Source organism: Tumebacillus avium, from assembly GCF_002162355.1.
Lineage (GTDB): Bacteria > Bacillota > Bacilli > Tumebacillales > Tumebacillaceae > Tumebacillus_A > Tumebacillus_A avium.
This window is the reverse complement of record NZ_CP021434.1, coordinates 493521-514637: the sequence shown is the minus strand read 5'-3', so window position 1 is coordinate 514637 and position 21117 is coordinate 493521. Positions and strand designations below refer to the sequence as shown.

Below are 21117 nucleotides of genomic sequence, written 5' to 3'. Positions count from 1 at the left end.
ATGAATAACTACGTTCAATTTCTAGAAGAACATCTGGGGAAAATCCAATACGGGTGGAGTACAGATGACAAGGGAGAGAGTCTTCCATTCCAAGTTGTAAAATATAGTGGAGGCCCTTTCTCGGGGACGGTTACCTATTCCACATTAGGATTAAGCAATCAACCACTGCGCTCTCCAGTATCCAATAAAGAAATAAGACAGGAGATATTCTTAGTCACATACTCATCATTCGGGGATAAGAATATTCCTTCGATCCTTCAATATGTTGGATTAAATGCACTAAGAAATAAACAAGCAATACTACGAGGGGATCTATTTGGCCCTTATGGGGAATTGTTTGAAGCTTCAAGTTTGGAAGCACTGTATGTAACTATTCCAGTATATTTTCCAGACTCTTTTCAAACATTTATATCTGACGGGTCCTCGTTTGTTCAATCATGGTTAGTCCCGATAACACGAGAAGAATCAGACTATATAAAAAAATTCGGTTGGGACGCTTTTGAAAGTGAACTTGAAGTTTCTGACCCTGACTTGGTCGATTTTGGTCGTAAGAGTATCTTTTGATAATTGAAAGGTTTGTAAAACTGGTGACACCAGAAGCTAAATCCTAGTCTTAAAAAAAGCTGATGTCTGCACAAACAGGCATCAGCTTTTCTTATGCATGTCCAAATACTTCGAGTAAGTGCTGATTAGACCGCTAGATCGTTCGGCGGCGTGTTTAACCAGTTCTGGACGCCGTACAACCAAGTTGGTCTGACCAACAAATGCTATGACATCAAAGCAAGCCTCATGGACTACAGCGCCCGCTGGTACAGCCCGTCTGTCGGACGCTTCACGACACAAGACAGTTGGACGGGTCTCGGCGATCTCCCGCAGACGCTGAACCGTTATGCGTACGCCCTGAACAACCCGATCAACATCACCGACCCAAGCGGCCATGCGCCGTGCTACGAAGACGACAACGGTGACCTCCGCTGCGGCTACTCCCCCAACCCCGACGACTGGGGCAACCGCCGTCGCTCCCGTCGTGGATGAATAAAGACGGCCGGATCGCGGCCCTGCTCGAGAAGACAGGCATGTCACCAGCAGAGATAACGACCATGTTCCAGATCATCGCGCGATGGGCGTCGACTCCACATCAGTCTTAGGCAATATCAAGTCTGCCGTCGAAGCCATCACCGGCTACGATCTGATTACAGGTGAAAAGCTCGGCTTCTGGGATCGAGCCATCGCAGGTGCCACTGCCATCATCCCAGGCGGAGGAGTCCTTAAGGCAGGTCTTGCTGCCGGCATAGCTGCAGGAACAGCACTGAAGCTGGCGAAAAAAGCGGATGATATAAAAGTTTGGAAGCCGAAACCTGATAGAAGGGTAAAGTGCTTCGGTATAAATCGTCGAATTGTACAATTTCCAAATATGCTCATCACACCTCAAGTTAATGAATTGATCAAGGGGTAAACAAGAAACCACCTACTCCACTGGGGTAGGTGGTTTCTTTCATTAGCTATTCGCAATAACAAGCGGCCCAATCGGGGGCTCAAGTGATGCCAAGTGTTGCGTGTCGGATAGGGAAGACCCGACTCCAAAAACAAGACCTGCAAGCAAAAGAACACACATCAATCGTTTCATATGATGCTCTCCCTCTTTCCACTCATTTGTAGTAACAGCAGGTTAGACTTTCGTTCCAACAAAAAGGCTTGCTTGAAATCATCAAGTGCTGTGTATGCGTCACAAGCAATTTGCAACGAGCAGACCTGATCTGTTAATAAACCAATTGTATCAAACAAAGAGGCTGATTTTAAAGCATAAGTTATCGCGCTATGGAAGTTCTCGCTTTTCAAATGACACTTCGCGTAAATCTGGAAGCAAACACCGGCATCTTGAGTCATTTCGCGATCATTTTCTTTAATCGTTGCTTCTCCTAAAGCTAACGCTCGGAGCGCATCGTCCAGGTTGTTCTGTGAGATATGGATTTCCGCCAGCTTCGCATAGATCATGATGAGCGATGAAAAGTCCTTCTCTTCCTGAAAAGCTGGGATGCAGTCCTCTAACTGCTTAACAGCCAATGCGGGATTTTCTTTCGCTGTAATCGTTGAAGCAATCGTACGCTGAACCTTGAAAGTGGCCTGTCGTAAATTCAGAGCATTGAAAAGCCCTTTTGCATGGCTGAAGTGATCCGCTGCACGCTTATAATCCTTGATGTTTCGATACGTGATGCCCTGAGCAAAAATTGTAGCTGCGAGCTTGTAAAGATCGTCGTGATGCTGGAAAACGCCATATGCCTTATCAAGATAATAAATCGATTCCTCCGCATGACCGATCAATTGCAGCGTGATCCCTACATTATAAGAAATCCGCGCAGCCATCACATCAAACGTGCCAAAACGAAACGTGTAATCGAACGCCTTCCTATAATTATACAAAGCGTTCGTATAGCTCTGCAGTCCATAATACACATTCCCCACCGTATACCGCACCAACGCCAGCACATGAGCATCATCATAGTTCACCGCTTCCAACTCTTCCGCCAGCGGCAACAATTCCCCCATGGCCTCCTCATACCGCCCTTGCTGGTACAAACACTCGCCCATCTCCACCGTCAGTTCAATCGTCTCCGCCTGCGACAGATCCGACCGCCCCCGCAGCTTCAGCAAAAGCGGCTCCGCTTCTGTCGGCTGCTTCGTCTCCAAATACACCTTCACCAGCTTCTGCAGACAAGCCTTCTCCATCTGCTCCACTTCATCTTCCACCAGCTCATGCAAAGGCACTTGCAGTCTACGCGCCAAATGCTGCAGCAGCTCCACCGACGCCGTATTCCGATCCCGCTCCAACTGGCTGATCATCGAGATCGTCACAAACCCGTCCGCAACTTCCCCCTGCGTCATGCCTTTCTCCAAACGCAGACGCTTAATCTTCTGACCAATCGTCTCGACCGTCCCGTTTTCCACAGCATCCAACCTCCGTTTCTCCACTTGCAATAAATCTAGTATATACCACACTATAAACAAAAGGGATACACAAACTAAACAACCTCTCACAAACACCGAATAAATTTCACAACTACCAATTGCAAAGTCCAATCGATTAATTCTTGTGTCCAAGGAAATCAATTTCCTATACTAACTTTAGTAAAAACAACCAACCAAACAAATGCATAAAACTTATAATACTACCGGACAGGAGTGATATAACATGTATTCACTTGGTCAAAAGATCAAACACCTGCGCCTGCAAAAGCGCATGACCCAGATCGAACTTGCTAAACAGCTTTGCACGCCCAGCATGATCTCCCAGATTGAATCCGACCGAGCCCGCCCGTCCTATAAAATCCTATACGGCATCGCCGACCGCCTCGAAGTCCCGCTCGAACATCTCTTGACGGACGTAGACCTCAACCAAGAATTCCTCAGCACCTACAAAATGGCCAGAGCCATGGTCTCCGCCCAAGACTACACCGCAGCGATCCCATTCCTCGAACAGCTGCAATCCGCCTCCCAAGCTCAAATCCCTGAGACCGACATCCTGTTTGACCTGGCGGAATGCTACATCCATACCAAACGTTACACCGACGCCGACAGCATCCTCAGCCGCGTGCTGGAAACGGCGTTCCTCAAAAGCGACACCCATCTGTCCGCCCGTGTCTATCGCAGTCTAGGGCGACTTGAACTAAACCGCAAACGCTACCAACTCGCCGCCTTCCACTGGCACAAGGCGTACGATGAGTCGGACAAAATGGAAGAGCCCGACATCTACCTGCAAGCAGGCATCCTCTACGACCTCGGCGACGCCTATTTCAAATCAGGCAAGCTCCACGATGCGCTCGGCTATTACGGCAGATCCTCCGCCCTTTACGACAAAATGGACAGCCTGCAAGAGATGGGCAACGTCTACCTCAACCTCGGGATCTCCTACCATAAACTCAACGACCTCGACAAAGCAGCCGAATACTCCGAGAAAGCCGTCCACATCTACGAAAGCCTCAACAACATCGTCATGACAGTCAAACTCCAAGCCACCTGCGCCGTCCTCTACGGCCAGACAGGCCGGGAAGGGGAGGCGATAACGATGCTCCAAGGTGCGATCACCAACCTCCTCACCCTCGGCAAGCAAGAAGAAGCCGGCATGGCCTCCGTCGAGCTCGCTACTCTGTTGCTCCAGCAAAACGACCTCCCAGAAGCCGAGGAAGCCTGCTATCAAGCGCGTAAACTCCTCCCAGAGCTGCACATCTACCAGGCACGTGTCCACCGCTTGTACGGGCGAATCGCCGTGCAAAAGGGGCAGCGTGACGAAGCCATTCGCCGTTTTCAAAAGTCGGCAGATCGGTTCAAACATACAGATGAGTTAGGCGAATGGGGAGACACCATGAGCGAACTTGCAGAGGTTTACAAGAACGAAGGGGATTTGAAAACAGCAGTTGGTGTGATGCAAGAGATTCGAGGGTATACAAGACAAGCAATGTTGAAGCGGGGCATTGCGTTATAAGCCATGAAGCCTGACAGTTTATCTGTCAGGCTTTTTGGTGCGATCAAGCAAGCTCATACCACAATAAATGTTGAGCGAGGAATCTAGTTTTAATCCCTGGATATTTGTTTGGTATTTTATCTCAATAAGATGGCTCAAAACAGAATTGATATTAGGTGCTAACAAATGTGAACAAAATATAAAAATAACTAAATTGTTCGATTGACTACTAGTCCTTCTTCTTGTACTATTTTTATAGATATTACCATCATAGAAATGGAGAGTGGAAATATGGATTTGTTTCAAGATCTCTTCGATCCATATGAAAGAAAAGCACGGATATATCCGGCACTAATCATTATCTTGCCAACGTTAGTTGCAACCTATTGTTTGTTCCCGTATTTAAGAGATTTTTTGTCAGCGGCATTAAGCTCAATCTTTTTCTTGGGGATAACCTATTTTTTGGGGAAGTTTTCAAGACAAGTCGGTAAGAGAAAACAGGATACGCTTATTACCAAGTGGAGAGGGATGCCAAGTGAAAGATTCTTGCGTCACAGCGATTCAACGGTTGATGAGCATACAAAGAAAAGATACCATCAGTACCTTTCTGTCCATGTTCCCAATCTGGTCATCCCTACTCCGCAAGAAGAATCTGCTGATCCTGCTGCTGCTGATACAATTTATAGATCCTCGGTAAAATGGCTTCTAAACAAAACAAGGGATACTCAAAAATACAAGTTGTTGTATCAGGATAATATCAGCTATGGCTTTACTAGAAATCTATGGGCTATGAAACCCTTGGGATTAACGCTAAATTCGGCGGTGTTTTTTGGATCTGTTTTTTTAATGTACAAAAAGTATAATTTTGAAGTCAAGGCTGTTCCGCCGGAAGTATGGCTTTCCTTTGCTGTTACTATAATTATTACTTTCTTTTTGGTCTTTCTCACTGAAGAGACAGTACATTCGAAAGCAAAGGCTTATGCCCGTACTTTGTTAGAAGTTTGTGATGAGTAAAAAAAAGAATGGAGCGTGTGAATTATGAGTATTATCAAGTCATTTTCTGTTGGAAGAGGCGATATGTTTTATATTAAACATGACACCGACAATTTCACGATCATTGACACTTATCTGTCTGATGACAATAAGGAGACCATTGTTAACGAACTGATTTCCGAGTCAAAGAATAAGGGGATCATCAGATTTATTTCTACCCACCCCGATGAAGATCATATCTGCGGGCTTGAATATATTGAAGAGAAGATGGGAATTGCAAATTTTTATTGTGTTAAAAATGAGGCAACCAAGGCAGATGAAAGTAAGGACTTTATTAAATACTGTGAATTGCGGGATTCTAATAAGGCCTTTTATATCTATAAGGGATGCAGTAGAAGATGGATGAATCAACAAGATGAGGAACGAGGAAGTTCAGGTGTTAGCATCTTGTGGCCAGATACAGACAATAGCGATTTTAAGGACGCTTTAGCAAAAGCGAAAAATGGAGAAAGCCCCAATAATATATCTGCAATAATTAAGTACAGTTTAGAGGACGGAGTAAAGGCTTTGTGGATGGGTGATTTAGAAACAGACTTTATGGAGAAGATCAAGGATGAGGTAAACTGGTCAGAAGTAGATATCCTTTTTGCCCCTCACCATGGACGCGAAAGCGGCAAAGTTCCTAAAGAGATATTGGATAAAATTAAACCCAAAATAATCATCATCGGCGAAGCGCCGTCTAAACATTTGAACTACTACCAAGGCTACAACAAAATAACACAAAACTCGGCAGGCGATATTATTTTTGAGTGCTTAAATAACAAGATAAATATATATGTTTCCAGTGACTCATATGAAGTTGATTTCCTGGTCGACGATAAATGCGGTAACTACGGTAGTCACAAATATCTCGGATCATTAAATTTATGAGTAAAGAGTGCAGGAGAAATCCTGCACTCTTTATGTTTTAGTTAAGTCATAATGTCCAAAGGTTGACGGTAAGAAACGTCTGAGATATGACAGTGAAGATGACCACTGTAAGAAAGTCAAGGCCGCGAAGCGTGGATTTAGGCTTGACTGGTATACAAACTATTCAAAACCCAGCAATCCTTTTTTGCCTGTCTCGCGGTGAAAGTTGGGGTGCATGGGACGAGTCTCCCGGGTCTCTCCACTGGGGGAGAATGGGTGCCCAGACAAGCGTGTGAAGTTGGCAAAAAACGCAATAAAGTCGGTCGACACTGTACAGAGTGCCATATTAAACAGACAAAATAGATCATCAGCGTTATTTTAGGGATGTAAAGACGAAATAATGGATATTTTAGCCTATCAGAAACTTTATAATACATCGGACGAACAGAGTATTTGGACATGATTGCCGTCTTTTGGCTTGGCAGCAACAACAATATCATAATTGCCCTGCTTCACGAAGAGGGAACTAATCCTCCTTCCTAAAGAAGTAGTAGGCAACATTTCAAGTGGAAGGTGTCTGATGAAGAAAAGATTCGAAAACAAGAAATTGTCGCATTCCTGACAGTTGCTGCCAGGCTTTTTGTTATACTAATCTTAAAAGCCATCAAAAATGATGAAGGAGCAGTAATACATGCCAACTTACAATAAACTCGTCCGAGACCGTATCCCCGAAATTATTGAAAAGAACGGTCGCACGCCGATCCATACCGTTTTAGATGACGAAGGTTACAAGAGCGAACTTCGCACTAAGCTCCAAGAAGAGATGCAAGAGTACCTTGCTGCCGAAGAAGCAAAGGACAGCGTTGAAGAACTGGCCGATCTTTTAGAAGTTATCTTTGCTCTGGGGAAAGTTCACGGTGCGTCCGAAGAAGAGCTCATGGTTGTTCGTGCCAAAAAAGCAGAAGAACGTGGCGGATTTGATAAGCGACTGTACCTGGAAAGGGTGGAGGAGTAAGACCATGACTTTGCCTGTTGTTTTGCAAAACCTGTTCAAGCAACGAAACAAAACATACAAAATGGTGCTGATCCAATCAGTTCTGACCAATTTGGATTTATCGACGGGTTCAGCTTCCTACACCAAAGTACGAGATAGCTTTGCATCTTTTTATAAGACTCGAGAATCACACGGGCTCCCCGTTGATGAGCCGTTAAGTGAGATGAGAAGTTGGGGCGAAGCAACCATTGGTCAACTTAATCTCGTATTGGATTCACCGATTCTTGCTCTAAGACGGGTACTCGATGTTGAACGGAGTGCTGATCTTATCCGATTTCGCGCGGATGTCTGGGAGCAGATGAATGAAGAAGTGATTCATGAACTTCAAACGGAAGCGCAACGTGAGCTTGATGTCGATCTTCGAACCATGGAAACAGTTTCATTAAAGAGCCTCTTCGAAAAGGTGCTCCAGGAGTACCCAACTGCCAAGATATCCGCCCGAGGCGGGCATCCGATTGCGGATGTGATCTCGAAACGAATTCCTGCCAGACTGGAGAGCTTCAACTTTTTCCGATTCAATGAATACAAGATTCAAGGATCAGCAGGCCGCCCTGCTTGGGCGAATATGCCTTGGATTGCGATTATGGATACCCGTATCACGGAGACGACACCAAAAGGGTATTACATTTGCTACATCTTCTCGGCAGACTCAAATGCTGTCTATTTGACGCTTAAACATAGTGACCAGCCCCTTAGAGAATATGGCAAAGAATTTGGACGGAATATTCTTAAGGAGCAGGTGGGACAACTTCGAGACAAAATTCAACTCGAAGGCTTTGAGAAAAGCGATCTTGTCCAGGCTGACGAAAGATATTCGGATTCGAACTACTTGGTAGGCGTCATAGCTCATAAGTGCTATCAGAAGGGACAAGTTCCAGACGAGCAGCAGCTTAAGAAAGACCTTTTCGATCTGGTAAAGGCATATAAAGAGCTGGTGGATCAGAAAGTCGGAGTGGACGATAGCCCGCAGCCCCAACCTGAATTTCGGAACATTCAAGATCAGGAAGTGAAGGTTACACTGTCTGGCATCGCACAGTTTATCAAGCAGCAAGGCTTTTCCTACCCCGAATTTCTGATCGAGAACTTCTTCCTTTCTTTGAAATCAAAGCCATTCGTCATCCTTGCGGGGATATCTGGTACAGGGAAGACCAAGTTGGTGAAGCTCTTCGCAGAAGCGGTAGGCGCGACAAGTGAAAACGGCCAATTCGAGTTAATCCCAGTTCGTCCGGACTGGAGCGATCCGTCCGATCTGATCGGTTATCGGGATTTATCAGGGGACTTTGTGAAGGGACGCCTGACTGAAGTTTTAGAGCGGGCTTCGAAACCTGAGAACCAATTCAAGCCCTATTTTATCTGCTTGGATGAAATGAACTTAGCTCGCGTCGAGCACTACTTCAGTGACCTCTTGAGCTTGATGGAAACACAAGAGTGGATCGAAGATGACAACCAAACCAAGCGCATCACAACCGGAAAAGTAGTCACGCTGCCATGCGAAGAAGGGGATATAGACCTGTGTATCCCGGAAAACGTCTACATCATCGGCACCGTCAATATGGACGAGACGACACATCCGTTTAGTAAAAAGGTGCTCGACCGCGCTAACACGATTGAGTTCAATCATATTGACTTAACCGACATGTATGATTTCAGCATTGGTGATGAAGAAGATGTCGAAGTCATTCAAGTACATCAATCTTTCCTGCGAAGCGATTACCTCAACATCAAAGACGCACAAGACTATCATCCATACCTAAGAGCAAGCGTTGAGAAACTCGCCAAAGTCAACAAAATACTTGAGCAGATCAATGCCCACGTGGGCTATCGGATTCGTGATGCGATTTGCTTCTATTTAACCTACAACAAGCGATTCGAGTTACTTGATGAATCGGACGCGTTTGATATTCAACTGTGTCAGAAGATTCTCCCTCGAATTCAGGGCAGCAGTCAAAGCGTGAGAAACACTCTAGTCGAACTCCTCAACCTTACAACGAGAGACATCAGGAAATACAAAGCGGATCATCTAATGGAAGAAGACTCCGAACTGTACAACCTCGTCTTCGGAACGGATGAAACTCGCTTTGACAGCTTTGCCTACAAGCAAAGTTCACAAAAAATCGCATTCATGCTACGGAGGTTAGAAGAGGATGGATTCACCTCGTTCTGGCTCGCGTAGGAACCAAGATGAAACGCTGCTGTTTGTTGAGACGAATCTGTTCAATCTCTATCTGATAGGTAAGCCGTTTCACCCAACTGTCGAAGCGCTGCAACTCCATCGAGAAGAAGTGGCCTGGGTGGATGCAGCCATCTCGGTAGTGCCTGTCTCTGGACGGATAGAGGTTGAGAAGAAGCAGATCTTTTCACCGATGACTGGACAGCTTGAGGATTTGGACACCCATCGAGCGTTACCCTGTTTTTACGAATACCAAGGGTACGAGGTCTTGATTGAAAAGAACGCGGATGTACAACTAGAGTTCTTTCACCAAGACCATGCCTTACGTCAAGCCATTAAGCCGCGTGGGCGTAACATCCTCTCAGGTGTGCTCAACTTCCGAAATGAAGTAGGGTATACAGACTTTGAAATACGTCTTGCAGGGGAGACGATCTTAAGAGTCCAACTCGAAATTTTCCCATCCAAAATGGACTACAAAAATGACTACGAAGCGATCCGCGACGACGTGAACCGGCAAGTGCATAACCTCGCGTTTGACTTCATGCGAAAAACGTACAGTACCGCTGGATTGCGCAACACACAAAGTCAAAGTCTAACTGAGTTTTTCTCGGTGCTCAGGCCGCATTTTGATGAACTGGTCCGGGCGGTGGAACGCATTCAAAAGATGCCTCACCACCGTTTGGAAAAAGAGAACCGCGTGGTGTCTGCGGATAAAGTCAAACGAGCAGGCAAGGAGAATATCTCCTATCTCGAAAAGCGACCGCACCTACTGTCCAAACATGATCAAGGGGTCATCAGAATCGGTGCAGACAGATACAATCCTGCCAAACTGATCGAGACCAAACGTCGTACCAGCTATGATACGGTTGAAAACCGTTTTATACGATGGGCGCTCACTCGGATCGTAGACCGTCTAAAAGCGCTTCGTAAAGGTGTATCAGGCAACAGCTATCATCGGCGTCAAAACGGACTTTCACCAGCGCAGAAGGACAAAGTAGGGCTCATTGATCGCTATCAGAGACAAGTAGACCGTCTGCTCCGACTCGATTTTTTGCAAGAGGTCGGGGAGATGAGCCACATGTCGCTTACACTGGTTCTGCAAATGGCACCGGGATATCGCGACGTGTATCGGCTGTACTTGTTGCTGACAAAGGGGCTCACGTTGCAAGGCGACTTCTATCAAATGTCGCTCAAAGACGTGGCACAGCTCTATGAGTATTGGTGTTTCTTGAAAATTCATGAGCTGTTGAAAACCAAATACGATCTAGTTTCTCAAAATATTCTCCGTGTGGATCGGAAGGGTGTATTCGTCCGCTTGGACAAAAAGCGCAGCGCCAGCGTCACATTCCGTCATCCGCAAACTGGGGAGAAGTTCTCGCTGTTCTACAACGCGCTGCCTGAAGGCGACATCTCATACAAACACCCAACACTGTCGCAAAAGCCGGACAACGTTTTTGCACTGAAAAAGCACAACTCGCCCATTGAGTACAAATACGTCTTTGATGCGAAGTATCGTCTCAATCCTGCCTATAGTGGCACGAACTATCAAAGAGGGTACTCAACACCGGGGCCGGAGGAAGACGACATCAACACAATGCACCGATACCGTGACGCGATTGTGAGTGCGGAAGGCGGATTCTATGAAAGAAGTATGTTCGGTGCATACGTGCTTTTCCCGTATCACAATGAAGCAGAATTTGCCGAACACCATTTTTACAAAAGTATCAAGAAAGTGAACATCGGCGCGCTTCCTTTTCTGCCGAACTCTACGGAGTTAATGGAAAAGTTCTTGGACGAGCTCATCAATGACACGCCAGACGAAGCGTTTGAGCGTTCCCTTCCGCAACAAGGAAGCAAGGCTTACTATACCAACAAACTCACTCAAGAATAGGCTCATCCCCACCTCTTCGTACAAACACCCAAGCATCCCCCGGCACATACACTACAAGGACAATTGACCTTGGGAGGTTTTGCGGAACATGCAATATACGGTGAGACCTGGCGATAACCTGTATGCGATCGCAGCGCGGTTTGGCGTGCCGGTGCAGACGATCATGGTTGCGAATCACATTACGAATCCGCTCCAACTGTTCGCGGGGCAGACTCTTTACATTCCGGTCGGGCAAGGTGGTCCCGTACCGGCACCTGGCCCAGGGTATCCGCCTCCGGGGATTGGCGTAGGCGGGAACGTGGCGCAGCGCGTGGAACGGCTGGAGCGTCAGGTAGAGCGCCAACAAAGGGAGATCAATGAACTGGAACGTCGGGTGCGCCGCTTAGAGCGTCCGTAGCTTACTGTAGGAAGAGGGAAGCCGGGCATACAACTGCCCGGCTTTTCTAGTATGGACGCAGCAATCCTACCTTTTACCCGCAGCAGTTTTCTTATCGGACTGCTCCTTTCAAAAAGACAAGTCGTACATTGACTGTTTGGAATTTTCTGTTAGACTTGTATTTATTTGAATTGGAGGAATTACATGTACAAAGTGATTGAGCAAAAATGGGACTTGGAGTCTCTGTATCAGGTTGAGTTTGCGGAGGTGCTGGCAAGCTTGGAGGCGGAAGTGCGCAACAAACGCACTGCACTTCAAAACATGCCCGCGCCGCAGACCGACCAAGAAATAGCTGCCTTTAAACAAACGCTGGAAGACATCGGGCGTTTGGACGCTGAGGTGAATCAGGCGCAGTCGTATGCGATGTGCTGGATGAGCGAGGACACGGCGGATCGGGAAAGGGCAGCGGTGCAGAGGCGGAGTTCCGGTCTCATGGGGATGCTCAAGACTTTATATATCGAAGTGGATCGTCTGCTTCTACTAACAGACGAGGCGGTCATTAACGACACCTTCTACCTGCAGGAACGACGCAAGCAAGCATCCGAACGCCTCTCTCCTGAGCTGGAGACGATGCTGGTCGAGTTCGCAGGCAACGGGGCGAAGTCGTGGTCGAGGATGCGGCAGGCGATGGTGCAGCGGGTGCGCCTTACAATGAACATCGGGGGCGAGGAGACCACCGTCTCCGGGGGTTTTGCGTTTCAGATGCTGTTCACGTCACATCCCGACCCGGCGTTGCGCAAGGAGCTGGCTGTGAAGCTGGCCGACGCTTTGGCACCCGATGCGGAGCTGTATGCGATGGTGCTGAATCAGGTGATCGGGTTGCGTATGCAGACGTTTCAGAAACGCGGGTGGGAGAATCCGTTGCATGAGACGCTGCAGGTCAACCGTGTTTCAGAGGCGACACTCCAAGCGCTTTGCCAGGCGGTGGAGCGGAATTTGCCGCGTTTTGTGCCTTATTTTGAAAAGCAGGCGAGACTGCTCGGTGTGGAGCGGATCGGGGAAGAGGACGTGATGGCGCCGCCGGGGCAGAAGGCAGTCACGGCGATCTCCTATGAAGCGGGGCTGGAGCTGATCCTCTCGCACTTTGAGCGGTTTAGCCCGGTGATGGCCGACTATGTGCGGGAAGCGGTGGCGAAGCGCTGGATCGAGGCAGACGAGCGCTTGGGCAAGTCGAATATTATCTTCTGCACACAGTTGCCGGTGGCGAAGGAACAGCGCGTGTTTACCACCTTCAGAGGTATGTATCAGTGCGTGTCGCTGCTCGCACATGAGCTGGGGCATGCCTACCACTACCATGAGCTGTCCAAACAGCCGCCTTTGGCGCAGAAGGTGCCGACTTCGATGGCGGAGATCGCGTCGACGTTTTCGGAGCTGCTGCTGACCAACGGGTATCTTTCCGCTTTGCCGGACGGGCCGGAAAAAGCGGCTATGCTTGGCGAAAAAGTGCGCAACACGTTCCAGTACCTGGTCAAGCCGTATGTGAACTTCCTGTTTGAAAAGCGGCTCTGTGAAGTGCGCAAGCAGGATGTGCTGTCGGCGGCACAATTAGATGAAATGATGATTGATGTGCAGCGCGGGGTGTATCAGGATGCATTGGCCGGGTACACGCCGGGGCATTGGATCAGCAACAATTTGTTTTATTTGAGCGAACGGCCTTTTTATAACTATCAATACATGCTCGGCTATCTGTTCTCGGCAGGACTTTACGCGCTGGGGATGGAAAAGGGTGAGCTGACGGCCGCGCAGTATGCGGACTTTTTGCAGGACACGGGCTGCATGAACATGGAGGAGCTGGCGCGGAAGCATCTCGGGGTGGATTTGACCGACGAACGCTTCTGGCAGCAGTCGCTCGATGTGTTGGTGCGGGACGTGGAGGACTATGTGAAGTTGGGGTGACCAGCGGTGAATCAGAAATGGGTGTCGGTTGTCGGAGTTGTCGTTGTGTTGGGACTGTCGCTTCTGCTAGGCAATGCGTTCAGCGGGGCTCCGGCGTCGGAACCTGTTTCTGCGCCGGTTCAGGATGGCAAGCCGGTGCTGAAAGAGCCGGAGCAGGTAAAGATGGAGACTGATTTTGTAACGGGTGTGCAATTGCGCGGCGTGACAGCACGGACGGCCACCATGACCGATGTGGACGGCAGCGTGCTTCCGGGGATTGAATATGTAGTGGAACTCGAACTGCCCAGACGGCTTGTGAAGTTTGTCGCGGAAAACCGCTTTGAAGTGCGGGCTGCCGTCTCCGGGAAGACGATGCAGTATCTGGGCTCGGATCAGTTTCATGCAAATTCTTTCCGAATAATGGAATCGAATCCGACGTATCTGGTGTACCAGGTAAACTTGATCAACTATTACTCGGCTACATTTGACACAGCACAACTCGATGATGTGGTGAGCCGTTCCAACGAGGATCTGCAGATCTCGTTCTATGTGGATCGAAATAAAGTCAAGGACTTCTAATCAGCAAAAAGCGACTCGGGTGCCGGACAGCACGCGAGTCGCTTTTTACTTTTCAAACACGTACAGCTTGCCATTCTCCGGAGTCCCGAGCTTGGGGCCTTGGAAGCCGCGCTTGCGGAGCTCCTTTTGCATGAACATCATGCAGGCGGCGTGGGAGACGATCAGGACGTCGTCTTCGCCTTGGGCGAGGATGTTGTCGAGCACGGCGGCGAGGCGCGCCTCGATCTCCTTGGGCGGCTCGGGCTGGGACTTGTGGTTGAGCATCCAGGCGACGCGCACCAGCGCTCCCCACAGCATGAACGGCAGCTTGATGTTGCGGTTGGTGATCGGCATGGGGCGCACTTCGCGCAACTCCTGCAGCTGGGTGATCGGGCCGTTGTAGATCGTCTCGGCCGTCTTGGCGGCGCGGGGCAGGTCGCTGGCGAAGCAGCGTTTCCAGTCGATGCCGCCGAGGTCGGTGGTCGCGATCTCCACGTCGGTGTGCTCGTACTCGTCCAGCCATTGCGTCACTTCGCTTGGCGTGACCAGTTGGGTCGGGAAGTCTTTCTTCACTCGAAAGTGCCGGACTAATCCAATCTTCATGTCTTGCACCACCTTTCCACTCTTCGAATCTAGGTAATTGGAAACTATTATACATAAGTTTCCAGCCCTTTGCATAGCTATTTTGCAAAGGGAGGGAAGTCGGATGATCGATCGAGTGGTGCGGCTGGCCGGCTGGTACGGAGTTCCCCTGCAGGTGCAGAAGATGCCGGAGCCGGAGCAAGGGGTGCAGAAGATGGAGGAATCATCGATTCGTCCGGTGGACAAGGTTCAACGTATGGCGCCACCCCGTGACACGTCAGTGCCACGGGATGTATGGTTGCAATATGCAGAACTGCGCCAAGAGATCAAACGGTTGCGCAACCCGTATCAGCGGCGCGATTTGTTCCAGATGTAAGAGAACCAGGTGGCATGTCGCGCTTCATCGTTCGAGGCGTAGAGGAGCGCTCTGTTGATCGTCGGGTCGGTGGTAAACAGGCTGGTGTCCTGATAGAATTTGGAATCGTCCAGTTCGTCGCGAATCGATTCTTCGATCCCGTCGAGGAAATTGGCCGGCAGCTGCGGATTGGTCAGCGGCGCTTGCTGACCGCCGGTGAGGGTCGCGTAGATTTGCGAAAAGTTGCGGAAATGGCCGACCTCATCGCTGCGGATGGCGAGGATGATCTGTTTGTAATCTTGGTCATTGGTCAGCTGTGCCAGACGCTCGTAGATTTGAATCGCGTGGTTCTCAGCGTCGATCGCTTTGGCGAGATTGGCGATCAAGTGCTCATTGGTTGCTTGAACTTCGGAACGGGTGGCGTACACCACCGGGGCATACCAGTGGCCGTCATAGCGGTAAGGGACGGGATCGAACATGTGTCGGGTTCCTCCTTTTTCTGATGCAGGAATACTCAACACAAGATATGTCAATCGCCTAACGGTGGTGTGTCAGATCATGTAAAAACCCCCCGAACACCGGGGGGTTGCTTGCGTTTGCTTACTCATGCACGACATCCACATCGCTTGCCTTCACAAACGCGTGGCGGTGGTTGAAGTAGATCTGGTAGTACACATCTTCGCCTTTCACAACGCGGTAGGTGTCCGGCTGGTTGTAGAGCTTGGCGTAGTAGTAGCTGGACTGGACCGGTTCGCCTGCCACATACAGCTGGCCGGACGGGATGGTGTATTGGAGCGGGGTGTTCAGGCGGGCCGGGACGCCAGCTTTGGCGTAGGCGGCCGCTTCCGGGAAGGCCGCGCCGTAGACCGGGATCGAGGTCTTGCCGGCTTTCGGCGTGATGACGGTGCCGCTGCCGGGGACGGTGTTTTGGCCGTTCGGGTTGTGGAACCAGGCTTTTTGGCCGCCGACGTAGATCGCCGTCCAGTCGCCTTGCTGGTCCGCTTGCACGAAGCTCTGCCCGGTCGATGCTTTGTTGCCCCAGTCGTTGATCGCGGTGGTGCCCGGTGTGCCGTTTGGCTGCAGGGCTTTGTCGCTGATCAGCGGCGCATCTTCACGTGGCGCTTGGCGCAGGTAGACGAAGCTCGCCGATTGCGGTTCGAGCAGTCTGCCGCCGGTGTAGCTGAGCACCGGGGTGTTGGTGTGGTAGTTCGGCGCGATCGTCACGATGTTGCTGTCTTGGTCCGCGCCGCTCGGGTTGAACGGTGCGCCGAGCAGATCGAAGTAGTGCTTCCAGTCAAAGTACGCGCCCGGGTCCCAGTGCATGCCGCGCTGGTTGGTCGGGGTCAGGCCGGGAATGTCATCGTGGCCGATGATGTGCTGGCGGTCGAGCGGAATGTCGTAGCGCTCGGCGAGGTACTTGACCAGTTTCGCCGACGAGCGCAGCATCTGCTCGGTGTACCAGGTTGCGCCTTCGACGGCGACGCCTTCGTGCTCGATGCCGATCGAATGCGTGTTGAAATACCAGTTGCCGGCGTGCCAGCCCACATTTTCCGGGCGGAGCATTTCGGTGATCTGCCCGTCGGACGAGCGGATGACATAGTGGGCAGAAACGTACGATTTCGATTGGAACGTTTTGATCGCCGAGTTGTAGCTGCCTTCGACGTCATGGATGATGATGTATTTGATATCCAAGCCGTCATCCGGACGGTTGGCTAGGTCGTAGTTGCCGTAGTCGGTCGCGCTCGCCGAGTACTGCGTGTAGGCAGCAGGGAGGAAGCGGCAGGCGAGGCCGTTCGGGCAGTCTGCGCCCGTCTGCTCGGCGTTGCGCAGGTGCAGCGAGTCGGACGTGCTCTTGTTCGGGGTCACATTTGCAGCAGCCAGTGCGACTTGTTGGCCGTCTGCGGTCTGGCGCGATTCGCCGCGCTGGACGGTGGCGTACACTTCATCGGCAAAATCGAACGCGATGTCTGCGTATTCGGAACCGCTGTATTTGGCGACAGCGCCGTACCAGTCGGCCGGATTCTCGGGGAGGTAGCCCAGTGTCTCGTAAGCGTATTCGGCGAGCAGCGCAGCGCCGCCGCGGATGTTTTGCTCCGGGTCGGACTTCAGCGCGTCCTCGTCCACGCCGAGCAGCTCCGCTGCCGTGTCGAGCGTGTGCAGGGTGAGGTCGTCCGCTGGTGTGCGGTCGATCTCCTCCACATCGCCTTTGGAGTGGCCGATCAGGTCGGAGGCTGCTTCACCTTCGAGGTCGGTCAGGTGCATGATGCCATAGCCGCCTGCGACAGACGGGTGATCGCCGTGGTTGTCCCAGCGGGACTGGTTGTACGCCACCGACATCAGGACGCTTTGCGGAACGCCAAACTCGGCAGCCGCTTCGGCAAACGCCGTTTGCAGGAGATGCGGATCGGTCACATATTGTGCCGACGTCAGAGTCGGCGTCGGGACGGCCAGAGCGCCTGCTACGACAACGGACAGGAGCGGAAGCCAGACGCGTTTGCGACGAATTGAAGACATGGATGGTACCTCCTTCTATTTTGCATCGATTAGATTTGAATATTTTGATCATTTATAATATACAGTTTCGTTATTTTAAAAGTCAATGCATTAAAAGAAGCCTACCATAAATGGCAGGCTCGTTAATGATAGGGATTTACTTTTCCAGATCCGTGATAAATGCTTGGATGCGGGTGCCGATTGCATCGCGGACTTCTTGAAATTTTGCCCAGACCTCTTCGTCCGACCCGGTTGCTTTCGCCGGGTCTTCGAAGCCCCAGTGCAGGCGTTTCACGTGCGGCGGGGTGATCGGGCATTTGTCATTGGCGTCACCGCAAAGGGTGATCACGTAGTCGGCGCGGTTCAAAATCTCCGGGTCGATCCTATCAGATGTTTGACCGGAGATGTCGATGCCGGCTTCCGACATGACTTGGACGGCACGGGGGTTGAGGCCGTGCGTTTCAATGCCCGCGCTGTAGACGTCAACGTCACCGCCGCCGTAGTGTTTGCCGAAGCCTTCCGCGATCTGGCTGCGGCACGAGTTGCCGGTGCAGAGGAAGTAGATCAGAGGTTTCTTATCAGTCATCGAATATGCCTCCTTACAAAATGACCGTCAGCCAGAAAGCGAGGCCGAGCAGCGTGATCAACAGCGTCGGGATGGTCAGCACAATCCCGGTCTTAAAATATTGCCCCCAGGTGATCCGCACGCCTTTTTGAGACAAAACGTGCAGCCAGAGCAAGGTGGCCAGCGACCCGATCGGAGTAATTTTCGGCCCCAGATCGGAGCCGATCACGTTGGCATAAATCAAAGCTTCGCGAATCGGGCCGCTCGATACGGTGTTCTGAATCGCCAGCGCGTCGATCATCACCGTCGGCATGTTGTTCATGATCGAGGACAAAAAGGCGGCCAAGAAGCCCATGCCAAGCGTGGCAGCCATGAGGCCGTTGTCCGCAGCGCGCTGGATGACCAGAGCCAGCAGGTCGGTCAGGCCGGCATTTTTCAGTCCATAGACAACCACATACATCCCAATCGAGAAGACCACGACCGCCCACGGAGCGCCCTTAATAAGGCGACCCGTCTCAACCTTGCCGCTCTGCTTCGCGGCCAGCAGGAACAGAAGCGCAGCAGCGCCTGCGATCAGCGATACCGGGATCGCCAGCGTCTCGCTGAGCAGGTAGCCTGAGAGCAAGACGGCGAGGATCATCCAGGACAGCCTGAACAGGCGCATGTCCTTGATTGCCTCGCGAGGGGCTTTCAGCTGGGCCAGATCGTAGCGGCCGGGGATGCTTTTGCGGAAAAAGAAGTACAGCACGAGCAGCGAAGCGGCGACCGAGAACAAGTTGGGCACGATCATGCGAGATGCGTATTCAACAAAACCGATGCCAAACACGTCGGCCGACACGATGTTCACGAGGTTCGAAACGATCAAGGGCAGGGAAGCGGTGTCCGAAATAAAGCCGCTCGCCATAATAAACGGCAAAATCATGCGATCATCAAACTTCAGCGCCCGCACCTGAGCCAACACAATCGGAGTCAGAATCAATGCAGCCCCGTCATTCGCAAAAAAGGCAGCGACAAGCGCCCCGAGCAGCACGACGTAGACGAACATCAACTTTCCGTTCCCGCGTGCCAAGCGAGCCATGTGCAAGGCTGACCATTCAAAAAAGCCAATCTCGTCCAGCACCAGCGAAAACAAAAGTATCGCCACAAACGCCAGCGTCGCGTTCCAAACGATGCCGGTCACCGTCCACACGTCAGCCAAGCTCACCACACCGGCGGCCAAAGCCAGCACAGCGCCCGCCGACGCCGACCACCCAATCGACAGCCCTCTGGGCTGCCAGATCACAAACACCAAAGTCACAGCAAAAATCGCAAAGGCCATAATGGCCATCCAAGTCATGAGTTCCACTCCAGTCCCAAACCAACATTGATACCACGAACCACCGAAAGGAAAAAGAAACTTCCTCCTCAAATCCAACCATGGAGACCACCCGAAAAAAGGGGCGGAGGTCTTCTGCCCTTAAAAAAAACCAACACAAGATACCTGGGAGACTTGGGGGAGGGCGGGGGATGCGGAGAGGTGAGATTTGATAATCTTGAACCTTCCGCTAAAAAAAAGCTCTTACTCAATCAAGGTTTCAGATTTCAACCGCGAACCCGGAGTATCCCCCGCCCGGACCCGACCACCCAGCCCCCAAAAACCTCAGTCGCAACAAACGACCTTCAGCCCTTCATCTTTCAGCCTTTGAACTTCCCCGCTCAAGTCCGGCAGCTCCGCCAAAATACCTTCCAAAAACGGATACCCCGCCCCATCCAGCGAATAAAACACCCACTGCCCGGCCCGTCGTTCCTTCACCAGCTTGGCGGTCTTCAACTTGCGCATGTGCTGAGAAATAGCAGGCTGGGTCATCTTCAAAATCGGCACCAGCTCACACACGCACAGCTCCGACGTTTTCAATAGCGCGAGGATCTTCAGACGCGTCTTATCCCCCAGCGCCTTATGCAGTTCAGCCATCAACTCAAGATCCATCACCAACCACCTACTCCAGCGAGATCAGGTCAGACTCCACCGGGCAGCAAACAGAGTCCGGGCGCAAACCTTCCTCAGCCGACTCAAACTCCGAGTCAGCCATCGTATAAAACACTTCCCAAGCGTTGCCTTCCGGATCAGTCACCCAAATCTTATCCTGCACCGCGTAGCAGCACGTCGTGCCCATCTCATCCACAGCAACCAGACCGGCATCCTGCAGGCGTTGTTTCACCGCCAACACAGCTTCCGTATTTTCCACCTGAAAGCCAAAATGATTGATCACCCCGCGCGACTCATACGGCCGCACATTCAGCGAGAAGTGCAGCCCCGGCTCCTCCAACTCAAACTTCGCGTAATTATGGCGAACCTTCGTCGGTTCCGCATCAAACAGCTTTTTATAAAAACCAAGAGCAGTCTCAAGATCCCGCACATTAATCGCAACGTGCATTTTCATCCCCATCACGTTCCTCTCACAACAAAATAGTATATCTTTATATAAGCATATTCTTATATACCCTGTCAAAACAAAAGGCATCCTATACAGGATACCCCCAACCTACAAATCCACCGACATCGTCCATGCAATCGTCACCAACCCGGAGATTCATAAAACCGAATACTCCCATTAAACTTATACCCCCATTTAAAAGCATTTTACTACATTTCCCAGAACAGATAGTCAAATTCCTGCCTGCCTTTTAGTAATGTTCTTCATCCGTATCCATTCGTTTACTTCATCAGGGGATAGGCAACTCTTTTCATACTTTGTTATAATTGTTGCATAATTGCTAAATAGAAAAGAGGTGAGTAC

At 50.6% G+C, this 21117-nt stretch carries 21 protein-coding genes; 13 read left to right on the top strand and 8 right to left on the bottom strand.

Annotation, left to right across the window (positions count from 1 at the left end):
* The 3 genes from CBW65_RS02580 to CBW65_RS02570 all read left to right on the top strand — a co-directional run bounded on the left by CBW65_RS02580 (position 1) and on the right by CBW65_RS02570 (position 1456).
* Complete coding sequence (locus tag CBW65_RS02580) at positions 1 to 564, top strand: suppressor of fused domain protein (RefSeq protein ID WP_157721733.1); 564 nt, start codon at positions 1 to 3, stop codon at positions 562 to 564.
* Between the two features lie 150 nt (positions 565 to 714).
* Positions 715 to 1035 carry an RHS repeat-associated core domain-containing protein gene (locus CBW65_RS02575; protein WP_087455462.1) on the top strand — a complete coding sequence of 107 codons (321 nt, stop codon included), beginning with the start codon at positions 715 to 717 and terminating at the stop codon, positions 1033 to 1035.
* Positions 1036 to 1120: 85 nt separating this feature from the next.
* Positions 1121 to 1456, top strand: coding sequence for a pre-toxin TG domain-containing protein (locus CBW65_RS02570; protein WP_087455461.1), 336 nt, complete (start codon positions 1121 to 1123; stop codon positions 1454 to 1456).
* A gap of 167 nt (positions 1457 to 1623) precedes the next feature.
* Here CBW65_RS02570 and CBW65_RS02565 read toward each other — a convergent pair whose 3' ends face one another.
* Positions 1624 to 2946 (bottom strand): helix-turn-helix domain-containing protein, encoded by a 1323-nt coding sequence (locus CBW65_RS02565; protein ID WP_087455460.1) that lies wholly within the window; start codon positions 2944 to 2946, stop codon positions 1624 to 1626.
* 244 nt (positions 2947 to 3190) lie between these two features.
* Here CBW65_RS02565 and CBW65_RS02560 point away from each other — a divergent pair, with 244 nt between their 5' ends.
* The 9 genes from CBW65_RS02560 to CBW65_RS02520 all read left to right on the top strand — a co-directional run bounded on the left by CBW65_RS02560 (position 3191) and on the right by CBW65_RS02520 (position 14366).
* Positions 3191 to 4480, top strand: coding sequence for a helix-turn-helix domain-containing protein (locus CBW65_RS02560; RefSeq protein WP_087455459.1), 1290 nt, complete (start codon positions 3191 to 3193; stop codon positions 4478 to 4480).
* A gap of 270 nt (positions 4481 to 4750) precedes the next feature.
* Positions 4751 to 5473: a hypothetical protein gene (locus tag CBW65_RS02555; RefSeq protein WP_087455458.1), complete on the top strand. Its 723-nt coding sequence runs from the start codon at positions 4751 to 4753 to the stop codon at positions 5471 to 5473.
* A 24-nt stretch (positions 5474 to 5497) separates the two neighbouring features.
* The gene (locus tag CBW65_RS02550; RefSeq protein ID WP_087455457.1) at positions 5498 to 6382 is read left to right on the top strand and encodes a ComEC/Rec2 family competence protein; all 885 of its coding nucleotides are present in this window, start codon (positions 5498 to 5500) and stop codon (positions 6380 to 6382) included.
* Positions 6383 to 7052: 670 nt separating this feature from the next.
* Positions 7053 to 7376 carry a nucleoside triphosphate pyrophosphohydrolase gene (locus CBW65_RS02545; RefSeq protein ID WP_087455456.1) on the top strand — a complete coding sequence of 108 codons (324 nt, stop codon included), beginning with the start codon at positions 7053 to 7055 and terminating at the stop codon, positions 7374 to 7376.
* 4 nt (positions 7377 to 7380) lie between these two features.
* Positions 7381 to 9588 carry an McrB family protein gene (locus CBW65_RS02540; RefSeq protein WP_087455455.1) on the top strand — a complete coding sequence of 736 codons (2208 nt, stop codon included), beginning with the start codon at positions 7381 to 7383 and terminating at the stop codon, positions 9586 to 9588.
* The gene (locus tag CBW65_RS02535; RefSeq protein ID WP_087455454.1) at positions 9560 to 11476 is read left to right on the top strand and encodes a restriction endonuclease-like protein; all 1917 of its coding nucleotides are present in this window, start codon (positions 9560 to 9562) and stop codon (positions 11474 to 11476) included. The genes CBW65_RS02540 and CBW65_RS02535 overlap by 29 nt, the downstream gene beginning before the upstream one ends.
* 88 nt (positions 11477 to 11564) lie before the next feature.
* Positions 11565 to 11873 (top strand): LysM peptidoglycan-binding domain-containing protein, encoded by a 309-nt coding sequence (locus tag CBW65_RS02530; protein WP_087455453.1) that lies wholly within the window; start codon positions 11565 to 11567, stop codon positions 11871 to 11873.
* Between the two features lie 183 nt (positions 11874 to 12056).
* Positions 12057 to 13808, top strand: a complete 1752-nt coding sequence (locus tag CBW65_RS02525) for a M3 family metallopeptidase (protein ID WP_087455452.1) — start codon at positions 12057 to 12059, stop codon at positions 13806 to 13808.
* Positions 13809 to 13814: 6 nt separating this feature from the next.
* A complete protein-coding gene (locus CBW65_RS02520; RefSeq protein ID WP_087455451.1) occupies positions 13815 to 14366 on the top strand; it encodes a hypothetical protein in 552 nt (183 codons plus the stop codon).
* Between the two features lie 45 nt (positions 14367 to 14411).
* On the opposite strand, the gene CBW65_RS02515 is transcribed toward CBW65_RS02520, so the two are convergent.
* Positions 14412 to 14948, bottom strand: coding sequence for a histidine phosphatase family protein (locus tag CBW65_RS02515; protein WP_087455450.1), 537 nt, complete (start codon positions 14946 to 14948; stop codon positions 14412 to 14414).
* 103 nt (positions 14949 to 15051) lie between these two features.
* On the opposite strand from CBW65_RS02515, the gene CBW65_RS02510 reads away from it, so the two are divergent.
* A complete protein-coding gene (locus tag CBW65_RS02510; protein ID WP_087455449.1) occupies positions 15052 to 15303 on the top strand; it encodes a hypothetical protein in 252 nt (83 codons plus the stop codon).
* Here CBW65_RS02510 and CBW65_RS02505 read toward each other — a convergent pair.
* The 6 genes from CBW65_RS02505 to CBW65_RS02480 all read right to left on the bottom strand — a co-directional run bounded on the left by CBW65_RS02505 (position 15276) and on the right by CBW65_RS02480 (position 20760).
* Complete coding sequence (locus CBW65_RS02505) at positions 15276 to 15761, bottom strand: hypothetical protein (RefSeq protein ID WP_087455448.1); 486 nt, start codon at positions 15759 to 15761, stop codon at positions 15276 to 15278. The genes CBW65_RS02510 and CBW65_RS02505 overlap by 28 nt on opposite strands.
* Positions 15762 to 15882: 121 nt before the next feature.
* A complete protein-coding gene (locus tag CBW65_RS02500; protein ID WP_087455447.1) occupies positions 15883 to 17796 on the bottom strand; it encodes an N-acetylmuramoyl-L-alanine amidase in 1914 nt (637 codons plus the stop codon).
* A gap of 136 nt (positions 17797 to 17932) precedes the next feature.
* Positions 17933 to 18361, bottom strand: coding sequence for an arsenate reductase (thioredoxin) (gene arsC, locus CBW65_RS02495; protein WP_087455446.1), 429 nt, complete (start codon positions 18359 to 18361; stop codon positions 17933 to 17935).
* Between the two features lie 13 nt (positions 18362 to 18374).
* Positions 18375 to 19667, bottom strand: a complete 1293-nt coding sequence (locus CBW65_RS02490) for an arsenic transporter (protein ID WP_087459090.1) — start codon at positions 19665 to 19667, stop codon at positions 18375 to 18377.
* A 312-nt stretch (positions 19668 to 19979) separates the two neighbouring features.
* Positions 19980 to 20306 carry an ArsR/SmtB family transcription factor gene (locus CBW65_RS02485; RefSeq protein ID WP_087455445.1) on the bottom strand — a complete coding sequence of 109 codons (327 nt, stop codon included), beginning with the start codon at positions 20304 to 20306 and terminating at the stop codon, positions 19980 to 19982.
* Positions 20307 to 20316: 10 nt separating this feature from the next.
* Positions 20317 to 20760, bottom strand: coding sequence for an ArsI/CadI family heavy metal resistance metalloenzyme (locus CBW65_RS02480; protein ID WP_087459089.1), 444 nt, complete (start codon positions 20758 to 20760; stop codon positions 20317 to 20319).
* Positions 20761 to 21117: the final 357 nt, after the last annotated feature.

Excerpts from the sequence above, each read along its gene's own strand:
- CBW65_RS02580 (WP_157721733.1), top strand. The coding sequence starts at position 1 with ATGAATAACTACGTTCAATTTCTAGAAGAACATCTGGGGAAAATCCAA.
- CBW65_RS02485 (WP_087455445.1), bottom strand. The coding sequence starts at position 20,306 with ATGGATCTTGAGTTGATGGCTGAACTGCATAAGGCGCTGGGGGATAAG.
- CBW65_RS02535 (WP_087455454.1), top strand. The coding sequence starts at position 9,560 with ATGGATTCACCTCGTTCTGGCTCGCGTAGGAACCAAGATGAAACGCTG.
- CBW65_RS02525 (WP_087455452.1), top strand. The coding sequence starts at position 12,057 with ATGTACAAAGTGATTGAGCAAAAATGGGACTTGGAGTCTCTGTATCAG.
- CBW65_RS02505 (WP_087455448.1), bottom strand. The coding sequence starts at position 15,761 with ATGTTCGATCCCGTCCCTTACCGCTATGACGGCCACTGGTATGCCCCG.
- CBW65_RS02555 (WP_087455458.1), top strand. The coding sequence starts at position 4,751 with ATGGATTTGTTTCAAGATCTCTTCGATCCATATGAAAGAAAAGCACGG.
- CBW65_RS02570 (WP_087455461.1), top strand. The coding sequence starts at position 1,121 with ATGGGCGTCGACTCCACATCAGTCTTAGGCAATATCAAGTCTGCCGTC.
- CBW65_RS02515 (WP_087455450.1), bottom strand. The coding sequence starts at position 14,948 with ATGAAGATTGGATTAGTCCGGCACTTTCGAGTGAAGAAAGACTTCCCG.
- CBW65_RS02510 (WP_087455449.1), top strand. The coding sequence starts at position 15,052 with ATGATCGATCGAGTGGTGCGGCTGGCCGGCTGGTACGGAGTTCCCCTG.
- CBW65_RS02560 (WP_087455459.1), top strand. The coding sequence starts at position 3,191 with ATGTATTCACTTGGTCAAAAGATCAAACACCTGCGCCTGCAAAAGCGC.
- CBW65_RS02540 (WP_087455455.1), top strand. The coding sequence starts at position 7,381 with ATGACTTTGCCTGTTGTTTTGCAAAACCTGTTCAAGCAACGAAACAAA.
- CBW65_RS02545 (WP_087455456.1), top strand. The coding sequence starts at position 7,053 with ATGCCAACTTACAATAAACTCGTCCGAGACCGTATCCCCGAAATTATT.
- CBW65_RS02500 (WP_087455447.1), bottom strand. The coding sequence starts at position 17,796 with ATGTCTTCAATTCGTCGCAAACGCGTCTGGCTTCCGCTCCTGTCCGTT.
- CBW65_RS02480 (WP_087459089.1), bottom strand. The coding sequence starts at position 20,760 with ATGAAAATGCACGTTGCGATTAATGTGCGGGATCTTGAGACTGCTCTT.
- CBW65_RS02530 (WP_087455453.1), top strand. The coding sequence starts at position 11,565 with ATGCAATATACGGTGAGACCTGGCGATAACCTGTATGCGATCGCAGCG.
- arsC (WP_087455446.1), bottom strand. The coding sequence starts at position 18,361 with ATGACTGATAAGAAACCTCTGATCTACTTCCTCTGCACCGGCAACTCG.
- CBW65_RS02490 (WP_087459090.1), bottom strand. The coding sequence starts at position 19,667 with ATGGCCATTATGGCCTTTGCGATTTTTGCTGTGACTTTGGTGTTTGTG.
- CBW65_RS02550 (WP_087455457.1), top strand. The coding sequence starts at position 5,498 with ATGAGTATTATCAAGTCATTTTCTGTTGGAAGAGGCGATATGTTTTAT.